The following is an 11,497-nucleotide window of genomic DNA, read 5'->3' on the forward strand; positions in this document are numbered from 1 at the left end:
GATCATCACGGTCCGGGTCCGAAGTCCCGGACCGTGGTGTGTACTGGGGCGCATGCCTGAGTACAAGACACTCTCGCGGAGGACGGGCGCCGCCGTCCTCACCCTGGTGGCCGTGGCCTGCGCGGCGGGTCTGGCCGACACGCTGCGGCGGCGACGCGGGCGGCTGCGTGAGGAGCGCGCCCGCAGGCACTCCGAGGCCGCCCGACGGCACCCGGCCCACGGCGGCCCGGCGATCCCGCGCCAGCGGCGGACGGGCCCGCACGCGGAAGCGGTACGGCTCACCGACGCGGAGCGCGACGCGTTCGCCGTGCTGGTACGACGTCTCAGCGAGGGAGGCTGAGCCCCACGCTCCGACGCGCGTCAGGAGACCTGCGTCGCCCGGCGCTCCATCGCGTCCCGCGCCGCGTCCTCGCTGACGTACACCTCGCACATGTGCCGCCCGTCCGGCGTGACCGTGTGCTCGACCTCCCACAGCGACATCTCCCCGCCGTCACCCAGCAGGAACGCGTGCTCGTAGAGGGAGAAGCACAGGCCCGGACGCCCCGCGCGGGACGGGCGGCCGAACGCCTGCGTGATCCGGTGCGCGCACGCCGTCGCCAGCAGCGCGGCCGTCTCCGCACCCGGCCGGTCCCCGTTCTCCGCCCGGCGCAGTAAACGACGCCCGTGGTCCGCGGAACGGTCCGGGACGTACACCTGCCGCAGCGCGGGAGGCGAGGACAGCTGCACCGTCACCGGCAGCTCGAAATCCGGCGGGTCCGGCGGCAACGGCAGCCGGGCCGTGGCCGTCCGCAGCTCCTCCTCGTCCACATACAGCTCGTGCTGCGGCTCGGCCCCCGGCGCCGTGTTGTGCACGAGCTCCCAGAGCGTGAGCGCCGAACCGTCGGCGAGCAGCCAGGTGTGCCGGTACGTCTCCCGGTGCAGCCCCGCGCTGTGGTGCGCGGAGTGCAGCGAACCGTCGTGCGCCAGCGCGCTTTCCAGCCGCCGGATCGTCTCGTCCGGCAACTCGAAGGAGTTCAGGGCACGGCCGAGGAGGCGCGCGAGGTGCTCCTCCGGAGACTCGGGTGAGTCGGGTGGTTCGTACGCTGCCGTCTCGTACGGAACGCTCAAGGTTTCTCCCGGCGTTGCTGCATGTCACCTTGTGGGTGCATACCGTAGCCCCTCGGCCGGACATCATGTCCAGGAACCGAGAAAACGTATGGCCGAAAAACGCTCGGGCCGCGCGAGAAGTTCCCGACGCCGCCCGGGCGGACGTCAATTGTTCCTGACAGAACGGTACTTCGGCAGCCCGGAGCCGGCCCTCAACGCCCGCCGTACAACTCCCCGTACGACGGCCACGCCCCGCCCGCGCCCTCCACCGGGTCGGCGGCGCGCACCGCTCGGACGATCGCGCGGGTCACCAGGTCCGCGCCGGCCGCGAGGACCTCGTTCAGGGCGAGGGGATTCGCCGTGTCGAGCGGGCGGGTGCCCGTGGCGAGGGTGAAGACGGTGTCCCCGTCGCTGAGCAGATGCACCGGCCGTACGGCCCGCGCGATGCCGTCGTGCGCGGTGCCGGCCAGCTTCTGCGCCTGCGCCTTGGACAGTTCCGCGTCGGTGGCGACCACCGCGAGCGTCGTGTTCAGCGGGGGAGCCGCGTTCCGCTCGGCGACCTCCGCGAGCCGCCGCAACGCGGCCTCGTGCACCTCCGGCTCCGGATAACGCACCCGGCCCTGGAACAACTCCCCGTACAGCACCCCCGTTTCCGGATCCACCGCCGACCCCGCCGCGTTGGCCACCACCAGCGCGGCCACCGTGATGCCCGACCCCAGCACCGTGCTCGCCGTGCCGACCCCGCCCTTCACCTGCCCGACCACGGCCCCCGTACCGGCGCCCACACAGCCCTGCGGCACCGGCGCGCCCTCCTCGCTCGCCGCGGCCGCCTCGACCGCGGCCCGGCCGGTGGCCGCGTCCGGCCGGGCCCGGAAGGCGCCGCCCCGGCCCAGGTCGAAGACACAGGCGGCCGGCACCACCGGAACCACATGGGCGGGATCCGGGCCGACGCGCACCCCCCGCCCACGCTCCTCCAGCCAGGCCATCACCCCGGACGCCGCGTCGAGCCCGTAGGCGCTTCCCCCGGTCAGCACGACCGCCTCGACCCTCTGCACCAGGTTGCGCGGATCGAGCGCGTCGGTCTCCTTGGTGCCGGGGCCGCCGCCGCGCACATCCACCGCGGCCACGGCCCCGCCCTCGGGCGCGAGGACGACCGTGGTGCCCGTGAGCCACCCGTCGCCGGTGCGCGTCGCGTGCCCCACGCGCACACCGGCCACATCCGTCAGAGCGTCAGCTGTCATGGGGCCAGTCCTGCCCGGTCACGCGCGGCCGTACTCTGGACCCATGAGCACCGCCCCCGACCCCCGGCCCAGTGAGCCGAAGCCCGCGCTGGTCTTCGACGACCCGCTGGACCAGCAGACCTCGGACGACACGGACCGCGGGTGGGGCGAGCGCCCGTCCGGCGACGGCGCGGCCGATCTGAAGCGCTTCCTCGACGAGAAGCCGCCCCACCACATCTGACCCGCCCGCCGGCGGGCGGTCACCCGCGCTCGCCCTGGCCGGGGCCACGCTGCGCGACGAGGGTGTCGCGGATCTCCTTGAGCACCTCCAGCTCGGTGATCTCGACGACCTCGTGCGCGCCCTCCTTCGCCTTCCGGCGGGCCTCCACCCGGGCCAGGTACTTCGCCATCGGCAGCACCATCAGGAAGTAGACGACCGCCGCGGTGATGACGAACTGGAGCGTCGCCCCGAGGACCGAGCCCCACAGGATCCTGACGCCCGTCGCGGCATCGCCGGTGCCCTCGCAAGGGCCCTTCAGACACGAGGCGTAGCTGTCCAGGTTCTTGGTGCCGAAGGCCCCCACCAGCGGATTGATGACGCCCTTCACCACCGCGTTGACGATGTTCGTGAAGGCGGCGCCGATGACCACCGCGACAGCCAGATCGACGACGTTCCCACGCATCAGGAAGGCCTTGAAGCCCTGCCACAAGCTCGTCTTCTCCTGGTCGCTCACTTCGGGCCCTCATCTCTCGTGCACAGGTTGCGGAAGAAAACGCTCCGCAACCTACGTCACCGCCGGGCCCGTGTGTCCAGTCGAGCGGCCCGAAGCGAAGGCCCGCCGGGCGGGGGACGCCGCCCGGCACGGCACCGTTCACCACAGCGTCACCGCCAGCCGCGCGGACGCGCTCGCGCCGGCCAGATCGGCGGCGGTGGAGCGCGGCACCGACAGCACCACCAGCGCCCCGCCGTCGCCCGCGCCGTCGACCGGCTCCGGCACCTCGGTCACCCGCGCCCCGCGCGCGACCACGCGGGCCCCGCCCCCGGACGCCGTCTCCCCGGCGGCGATCACGTCGACCCGGTCGCCCGCCCGCAGCAGCCGCACCGTGGCCGCGTCGGCGATCCGCACCGGCGCCGTGACCGTCGCGGCCACGCGCCGCGCCCGTAAGGGACGGTCACCGGGGGACGCCGAGGACGCCCCGGCCGTCGGCGGCCCCCCTGGATGCCCACGGGGCCGCTCCGTGTCGCGTGGGCCCGCCGCCACCAGCGCCGCCGCCGTGACCGCGAGGCCGACCGCCATGGCCCGCCTCCGGTGCCGGACGAGCCGGCCCGGGAACGGAAGGCCGCCGCGCACGCGCACCGGGGCGAAGTGCGGCACCTCGCACGGCGGGGGGACCTCCGCGCCGGGCGGGCGGGGGACGGCGGGGGAGGGGGAGCAGAGCGGGGAGGGAAGAGCGGAGGAAGGACGGGACACGGGTACCACCACCTGCGACGAGGGACCGGCTTGCGACTCCCACGATGGGGCCTCCCGCCAGGGCCCGCCGGGCCCTGTGGACGCACCACGAACCTGTGGACAACCCGCCCACCCGAACGTGAGGTTCCGCCCTCCCCGTCCCCGTCCCCCGTCTCCCTCCCCGTCCCCCGTCTCCCTCCCCGCCCCCGCGAGCCGCTACGGCAGCGCGAACCCCGGATCCATCCCGCCCAGCGCCGACACGCACGGGCAGTCCCGCTCCTCCGTCGCCGGCAGCGCCGCCACCGCGTCGAAGAGCACGCCCCGCAGCCGGTCCACATTGGCCGCGAACACCCGCAGCACCTCCTCGTGGGAGACGCCCTCACCGGTCTCGGCACCGGCGTCCAGGTCGGTGACCAGGGTCAGGGACGTGTAGCAGAGCTCCATCTCGCGGGCGAGCACCGCCTCCGGATGGCCGGTCATGCCCACCACCGACCAGCCCTGCGCCCGGTGCCACAGCGACTCGGCGCGGGTGGAGAAGCGCGGGCCCTCCACCACGACCAGCGTGCCGCCGTCCACCGGCTCCCAGTCCCGGCCGCGCGCCGCCTTCAGCGCGGCGGCCCGCCCGGTGGGGCAGTAGGGGTCGGCCAGGGACACATGGACCACGTTCGGCACCGTGCCGTCGGGCAGCGGCAGCCCGTCGAAGTACGTGCCCACCCGGGACTTCGTCCGGTCCACGAGCTGGTCCGGCACCAGCAGCGTGCCCGGCCCGTACTCGGGCCGCAGACCGCCGACCGCGCACGGCCCGAGGACCTGGCGCACGCCGACCGAGCGGAGCGCCCACAGGTTGGCCCGGTAGTTGATCCGGTGGGGCGGCAGATGGTGGCCGCGACCGTGGCGGGGCAGGAAGGCGACCCGCCGGCCGGCCACCTCGCCGAGGAAGAGGGAGTCGCTGGGCGCCCCGTACGGGGTGTCCACCTGGACCTCGGTCACGTCGTCGAGGAAGGAGTAGAAACCGGAGCCGCCGATCACGCCGATCCCGGCGTTCGCCTTGTTCGCCATGCCCCGCACCCTAACCGCCCCCGGGAACGCCGAAGACCCCGTCGTCGGTGGACGACAGGGTCTCGTAAGAGTGCGGCCCTACGCGGCGGTGGTGCTGGTGGAGCTGCTGGAACCGGACGAGCCGGACGAACCGGATGACGAGCTCGAAGCCGAGTCCGAGGAGGACGACGACGTGGAAGAGGAGGAGCCCGAGGACTTCGACGACGCCGGCGAGCTGCTCGACGAGGAGCCGCGGCTGTCGTTGCGGTAGAAGCCGGAGCCCTTGAAGACGATGCCGACCGCCGAGAACACCTTCTTCAGGCGGCCCTGGCAGTTGGGGCACTCGGTCAGGGCGTCGTCGGTGAACTTCTGCACCGCCTCGAGGCCCTCGCCGCACTCGGTGCACTGGTACTGGTAGGTCGGCACTTGTCTTCCTCCTGGCACTCTCACTCGATGAGTGCTAACGACGATCCATAGTGACGTATTCCGAGGGTTCAGTCCACTGCGACGGGCTCGCGGTGACCCACGCCACGTGCGACGGTGCGCCCGCGCGGTCCCGGAACCAGCCGCGACCGCAGCGCCAGCAGCGTCACGAGGGCGAGCACCGTGCCGGCCAGCGGCACCAGGAAGCCGGCGCCGCCCCAGAAGCGGTCCTCCAGCTGTCCGGAGACCGTGACGGCCGCGGCCTGGCCGAGCGCGACGGCGCCGGTCAGCCAGGTGAAGGCCTCGGTGCGGGCGCCGGCCGGGACCAGGCCCTCCACCAGCGTGTAGCCGGTGATCAGCGCCGGGGCGATGCACATGCCGACCAGGAGGCCGACCCCGGCCAGCAGCAGCGCCGAGTGGGCGGTCCACAGGGCGGACGCGGTGAGTGCGAGCGCCGCGTAGGCGAGGACCAGCCGCCGCTGCGGGGCGGTCTTCCAGACGATCGCGCCGCAGGCGATGCCGGAGAGCATGTTGCCCGCGGCGAAGACGCCGTAGAGGACGCCGTTCAGTCCGGGTTCGCCGATCGACTCGGTGAACGCGGCCAGGGAGACCTGCATGCCGCCGAAGACGGAACCGATGCCCAGGAACGTCACGATCAGGACCCGCACCCCGGGGACGCGCAGTGCGGAAACGTGCTCCACGCGCGCGTGCCCGTCGCGTCCGGCGGCGGGCTGGGTGCCCTCCCGCGCGGCGAACAGCAGACCGCCGACCAGCGTCAGCGCGGCCTCGGTGAGCAGGCCCGCGGCCGGGTCGACGGCGGTGCACAGGGCCGTGGCCAGCAGGGGTCCGACGACGAAGGTGAACTCGTCGGTGACGGACTCGAAGGCCGCCGCGGTGGTCATCAGCGGGGAGCCCTTGAGGGCGACGCCCCAGCGGGCCCGCACCATGGGCCCGATCTGCGGCACCGAGGCGCCCGTCGGCACGGCGGCGGCGAACAGCGCCCACAGGGGCGCGTCGGTCAGGGCCAGCGCGGTGAGGGCGAGCCCGGCCGCCGCGTGCACCAGCACGCCGGGCACGAGGACGGCGCGCTGCCCGTAGCGGTCGGCGAGGCGGCCGCTGTAGGGCGCGAACAGCGCCATGGAGACGCCGGTGACGGCCGCGACGGCGCCGGCCGCGCCGTACGAGCCGGTGGTGTGCTGTACCAGCAGCACGATGGAGAGGGTGAGCATCGCGAACGGCTGGCGTGCCGCGAAGCCGGGGAGCAGGAACGTCCAGGCGCCGGGGGTGCGCAGCAGCCGGCCGTATCCCGGTCGGGGGGTGGCTGCCGAGTCCTTCGACGTGGTGACCGTGGATGCCACGGCCCGTGCCTTTCCGCCACCTGGTAGCGCGTCCCGCGCGCGTGGTGCGGGTGCGCCGAGAGCTGTCCTCTTGCGCTGACTGCGGTAGATACCGGCGCCACAGCTCAGGGCGTCCCGGCCGCCATACGGTCGCGCCAGCTCTGCGTCAGGCAGAGTTGGTTCGATCTGGGGTCGCCTGCATCGTACAGGGATCACCTGCCGGTGTGCCTGTGAAGATGAGCACCATGTCAGTGTCCGGCCTGTGATCCGTCGGTGCCGAGCCAGCCGGCCAGCTTGCCGCCGCGGCCGACCGCGCGCAGGCGCCGTTCGGCGGCGTCCCGTACCGGGTCCGTGGCGACGACGAGGAGTTCGTCCCCGCGCCGCAGCACCGTCGACGGCAGCGGTACGAAGGACGTGCCCTCGCGGACGACGAGGGTGACGGCGGCCCCGGCCGGCAGCCGCAGTTCGGCGATCTCCACGCCGTGCATCCGCGACCCGGCCGGGATGGCGACCGACAGCAGATGTCCTCGCAGCCGCTCCAGGGGCGCGGACTCGATGCCGAGGTCGGCGGTGGACTCCCCGCCGAGGCGCAGTTTGCGGGCCAGCCAGGGCAGCGTCGGGCCCTGGATCAGGGTGTAGACGACGACCAGGACGAAGACGATGTTGAAGATCTTCTCGCTCGCCTCGACGCCCTCCACCATCGGGATGGTCGCCAGGATGATGGGGACGGCGCCGCGCAGCCCCGCCCATGACATCAGCGTCTGTTCCTGCCAGGGCACCCGGAACGGCAGCAGGCACAGCACGACGCTCAGCGGGCGGGCCAGCATGGTCAGCGCCAGTCCGATGACCAGCGCGGGCATGATGTCGTCGCCCAGCTCGTGCGGGGTGACCAGCAGGCCGAGCAGGACGAACATGCCGATCTGGGCGATCCAGCCGAGCCCCTCGGCGAAGCCGCGCGTGGCGGGCCAGTGCGGCAGCTTGGCGTTGCCCAGCACCATCGAGGCGAGGTAGACGGCGAGGAAGCCGCTGCCGTGGGCGAGGGCGCCGACCGCGTAGGCGGCGACGGCGATGGCCATGACGGCGATCGGGTAGAGGCCGGAGGCGGGCAGGGCCACGTGCCGCAGCGCCAGGGCGCCCAGCCAGCCCACCGCGGCGCCGATGGCGGCGCCGATGGCGAGTTCCAGCACTATCTCGCCGACCAGGATCTGCCAGTGTTCGACCGGTCCGGCCGTGGAGAAGGCGACGACCAGGATGACGACGGGCGCGTCGTTGAAGCCGGACTCGGCCTCCAGGGCGCCCGTCACCCGCGCGGGAAGGGGGATCTTCCGCAGGACGGAGAAGACCGCCGCCGCGTCCGTCGACGACACCACCGCGCCGATGATGAGCGCCTGCCGCCACTCCAGGCCGACCAGGAAGTGCGCCGCCGACGCCGTGACGCCGACGCTGACGGCGACGCCGGCCAGCGCGAGCGCGGCGGCGGCGGGCAGTACCGGTCTGACCTCCGTCCACTTCGTGCCCAGACCGCCCTCGGCCAGGATCACGACCAGGGCCGCGTAGCCGATGACCTGGGTCAGCTCGGCGTTGTCGAAGTGGATGTCGCCGATGCCGTCCTGGCCCATGGCGATGCCGATGCCCAGGTAGACGAGCAGGCTGGGGAGCCCGCTGCGCGAGGAGATCCGGACCGCTGCGACGGCGACGAGCAGGACGATCGAACAGACGAGCAGGAGCTGGTTGAGGCTGTGGACAGTCAGCGGCGTTCCCTTCCCTGACCCAAGCGCGCCCGCGCGTGAGCTCATGTACATCGCATGCGATCCACCGCTTTCGCGGCAAACTACTTCGTTACCTTACCTAACTCTTGACGCTTTCTTGACGCTGTTGACGGCAAGATCGAACGTCCGTCCGGGCTGGTTCCCTACTCCGCGTCAAGTGCCGCGGGCCCCTGCGCCTATCGTTGCTCCAGCGCTCAGTTAAAAGCACAGCCCGACCTGCCGCTCGCGTTAGGACAGCAAGGACAGCGATGCCCACCGACACCACCGCCTCCACGGGTCAGCAGGCCGGCAAGGCCGGCAGGAAGAAAGGGCGCAGAGCCCGACTGATCGTGCTCGTCCTGGTGCTGGCCCTGATCGGCGGTGTCGCCTACGGGGGGTACTGGTCGGTCAGCACCGTGCGCGCCTCCTTCCCGCAGACCAAGGGTTCGATCACGCTCCAGGGACTGTCGGGCACCGTCGACGTCAAACGCGACGGCTACGGGATCCCGCAGATCTACGCCTCCTCCGACGAGGACCTGTTCATGGCGCAGGGCTACGTCCAGGCGCAGGACCGGTTCTACGAGATGGACGTGCGCCGGCACATGACCGCCGGGCGCATGTCGGAGATGTTCGGCAAGAGCCAGGTCGACAACGACGAGTTCCTGCGCACCCTGGGCTGGCACCGGGTCGCGAAGCAGGAGTACGAGGAGAAGCTGTCCCCCGCCACGAAGAAGTACCTCCAGGCGTACGCCAAGGGGGTCAACGCCTATCTGGAGGGCAAGTCGGGCGAGGAGATCTCCCTGGAGTACGCGGCGCTGGGCTTCGAGAACGACTACAAGCCCGGGGCGTGGACCCCGGTCGACTCCGTGGCCTGGCTGAAGGCGATGGCCTGGGACCTGCGCGGGAACATGCAGGACGAGATCGACCGCGCGCTGCTGACCAGCCGCCTCGGCCCGAAGCAGATCGCCGACCTGTACCCGGAGTACCCGTACGGCCGGAACAAGCCGGTGATCCAGGAGGGCCAGTACAACGAGCTCACCGGGGCGTACGAGCAGGGCGAGAGCGCGGGCACGGGCACAGGGACCGGCACCGGCACCGGCACCGGGACGGGTACGGGCACCGGGACCGGAACCGGAACCGGAACCGGCACAGGGACCGGAACCGGGACCGGGACCGGCACCAGTGGTTCCTCCCTCGAAAGCCAGCTGACGGGTCTCCAGGAGGTCCTCCAGGACCTCCCCACCGCCGTCGGCGTCAACGGCGACGGCATCGGCTCCAACTCCTGGGTGGTCTCCGGCGACCACACCATCACCGGAAAGCCGCTCCTCGCCAACGACCCGCACCTGTCGGCCGCGCTGCCCTCCGTCTGGTACCAGATGGGCCTGCACTGCCGCAGCGTCTCCGACAAGTGCCAGTACGACGTCGCGGGCTACAGCTTCGCGGGCATGCCCGGAGTGATAATCGGCCACAACCAGGACATCTCCTGGGGCCTGACCAACTCCGGTGTCGACGTCACCGACCTCTACCTGGAGAAGATCACCGGCGACGGCTACCAGTACGACGGCAAGGTGGTGCCGTTCAAGACGCGCGAGGAGACCATCGAGGTCGCCGGCGGCAAGGCGCGGAAGATCGTCGTCCGTGAGACCAACAACGGGCCCCTGCTCTCCGACCGCTCCAGCGAACTCGTCAGGACGGGCAAGAAGGCCACCGTCGACAGCGCCGCACCCGACCGGGGCGACGGGTACGGCGTCGCGCTGCGCTGGACCGCCCTGGACGCCGGCCGCACCATGGACTCCGTCTTCGCGATGAACCGCGCGAAGGACTGGGACGACTTCCGCGAGGCGGCCGCCCTGTTCGAGGTGCCCTCGCAGAACCTCGTCTACGCGGACACCGAGGGCCACATCGGCTACACGCTGCCGGGGAGGATCCCCACCCGCGCGGAGAAGCACGACGGCTCCGTCCCCGCCCCCGGCTGGGACCCCGACTACGAGTGGACCGGCTGGATCGACCAGGAGGCGCTGCCCTACGAGTTCGACCCGGACCGCGGCTACATCGTCACCGCCAACCAGGCCGTCGTCGACGAGGACTACCCGTACACGCTGACCACCGACTGGGGCTACGGCGCCCGCAGCCAGCGGATCACCGAACTGATCCAGTCGAAGATCAAGGACGGCGGCAAGATCTCCACGGACGACATGCGGCAGATGCAGCTCGACAACAGCAGCAGCATCGCCAAGCTGCTGGTGCCTCACCTGCTGAAGATCGACGTCGGGGACGAGGACGTACGGGAGGCGCAGAAGCTGCTGGAGGGCTGGGACTACACCCAGGACGCCGACTCGGCGGCCGCCGCCTACTTCAACTCCGTCTGGCGCAACATCCTCAAGCTCGCCTTCGGCCACAAGCTGCCCAAGGAGCTGCGGGTCAAGGGCCAGTGCCTGTGGGTCGAACCGGTCAACACCACCGGGCCCGCCGATGAGGCGGACAAGGTCCGCGAGTGCGGTCTGCGGGACTCCGACCAGGCGCAGCCCGACGGCGGCGACCGCTGGTTCGAGGTGGTCCGCAAGCTGATGGACCAGGAGGACAGCGAATGGTGGAGGACGCCCAAGTCGGGCACCCGCCCCGACGCGGACAACCGTGACGAGCTGTTCAAGCGCGCCATGATCGACGCCCGCTGGGAGCTGACCGCCAAGCTCGGCAAGGACATCGACAGCTGGAGCTGGGGCAGGCTGCACCGCCTGTTCCTGAAGAACCAGACCCTCGGCACCGAGGGGCCGGGCTTCCTCCAGTACCTCCTCAACCGCGGCCCGTGGAAGCTCGGCGGTGGCGAGGCCACCGTCAACGCGACCGGCTGGAACGCCGCCGGGGGCTACGGAGTGGTGTGGGTGCCGTCCATGCGCATGGTGGTCAACCTCGGCGATCTCGACAAGTCGCGGTGGATCAACCTCACCGGCGCCTCCGGGCACGCCTACAACGCCCACTACGTCGACCAGACGGACAAGTGGGCCGAGGGCGAGCTGCTGGAGTGGTCGTTCTCGGAGAAGGCGGTCGAGGACAGCACCAGCGACACCCTGCTGCTGAAGCCCTGACTTCGGTACCCGCCGTCGGAAGCGGGGGGGGGGGGGGGGGGGGGGGGGGGGGTGTGGGGGGGGGGGGGGGGGGGGGGGGGGGGGGGGGGGGGGGGGGGGGGGGGGGGG

11 protein-coding genes are annotated in these 11,497 nt (G+C 72.1%); 3 read left to right on the forward strand and 8 right to left on the reverse strand.

Going from position 1 to position 11,497, the window contains the following annotated elements; translation table 11 throughout:
• The first annotated feature begins 52 nt into the window (after nt 1-52).
• Entirely contained in the window at nt 53-340 is a 288-nt protein-coding gene (locus ACZ470_RS21035; RefSeq protein WP_468429175.1) for a hypothetical protein, read from the forward strand.
• Nucleotides 341-360: 20 nt separating this feature from the next.
• On the opposite strand, the gene ACZ470_RS21040 is transcribed toward ACZ470_RS21035, so the two are convergent.
• Both ACZ470_RS21040 and ACZ470_RS21045 read right to left on the reverse strand, forming a co-directional pair.
• Complete coding sequence (locus tag ACZ470_RS21040; RefSeq protein ID WP_468429177.1) at nt 361-1,107, reverse strand: DUF6227 family protein; 747 nt, start codon at nt 1,105-1,107, stop codon at nt 361-363.
• A 191-nt stretch (nt 1,108-1,298) separates the two neighbouring features.
• A complete protein-coding gene (locus tag ACZ470_RS21045; RefSeq protein WP_468429179.1) occupies nt 1,299-2,327 on the reverse strand; it encodes a P1 family peptidase in 1,029 nt (342 codons plus the stop codon).
• Between the two features lie 43 nt (nt 2,328-2,370).
• Between ACZ470_RS21045 and ACZ470_RS21050 the strand changes: the two genes are divergently transcribed.
• Entirely contained in the window at nt 2,371-2,547 is a 177-nt protein-coding gene (locus ACZ470_RS21050) for a hypothetical protein (protein ID WP_468429180.1), read from the forward strand.
• Nucleotides 2,548-2,566: 19 nt separating this feature from the next.
• Here ACZ470_RS21050 and mscL read toward each other — a convergent pair whose 3' ends face one another.
• The 6 genes from mscL to ACZ470_RS21080 form a co-directional block, all read right to left on the reverse strand.
• The gene (gene mscL / locus ACZ470_RS21055; RefSeq protein WP_468429181.1) at nt 2,567-3,040 is read right to left on the reverse strand and encodes a large conductance mechanosensitive channel protein MscL; all 474 of its coding nucleotides are present in this window, start codon (nt 3,038-3,040) and stop codon (nt 2,567-2,569) included.
• 138 nt (nt 3,041-3,178) lie between these two features.
• On the reverse strand, nt 3,179-3,778 hold the full coding sequence (locus ACZ470_RS21060) for a hypothetical protein (RefSeq protein ID WP_468429183.1): 600 nt from the start codon (nt 3,776-3,778) through the stop codon (nt 3,179-3,181).
• Nucleotides 3,779-3,973: 195 nt separating this feature from the next.
• On the reverse strand, nt 3,974-4,816 hold the full coding sequence (locus tag ACZ470_RS21065) for an S-methyl-5'-thioadenosine phosphorylase (protein ID WP_468429185.1): 843 nt from the start codon (nt 4,814-4,816) through the stop codon (nt 3,974-3,976).
• Between the two features lie 78 nt (nt 4,817-4,894).
• Nucleotides 4,895-5,221 carry an FmdB family zinc ribbon protein gene (locus ACZ470_RS21070; RefSeq protein ID WP_468429187.1) on the reverse strand — a complete coding sequence of 109 codons (327 nt, stop codon included), beginning with the start codon at nt 5,219-5,221 and terminating at the stop codon, nt 4,895-4,897.
• A gap of 68 nt (nt 5,222-5,289) precedes the next feature.
• Entirely contained in the window at nt 5,290-6,576 is a 1,287-nt protein-coding gene (locus ACZ470_RS21075) for an MFS transporter (protein ID WP_468429189.1), read from the reverse strand.
• A 227-nt stretch (nt 6,577-6,803) separates the two neighbouring features.
• Nucleotides 6,804-8,351 carry a potassium/proton antiporter gene (locus tag ACZ470_RS21080; RefSeq protein WP_468429191.1) on the reverse strand — a complete coding sequence of 516 codons (1,548 nt, stop codon included), beginning with the start codon at nt 8,349-8,351 and terminating at the stop codon, nt 6,804-6,806.
• A 221-nt stretch (nt 8,352-8,572) separates the two neighbouring features.
• Here ACZ470_RS21080 and ACZ470_RS21085 point away from each other — a divergent pair, with 221 nt between their 5' ends.
• Nucleotides 8,573-11,389, forward strand: coding sequence for a penicillin acylase family protein (locus ACZ470_RS21085; protein WP_468429193.1), 2,817 nt, complete (start codon nt 8,573-8,575; stop codon nt 11,387-11,389).
• Nucleotides 11,390-11,497: the final 108 nt, after the last annotated feature.

It is taken from the genome of Streptomyces sp. NPDC031111 (assembly GCF_055570675.1).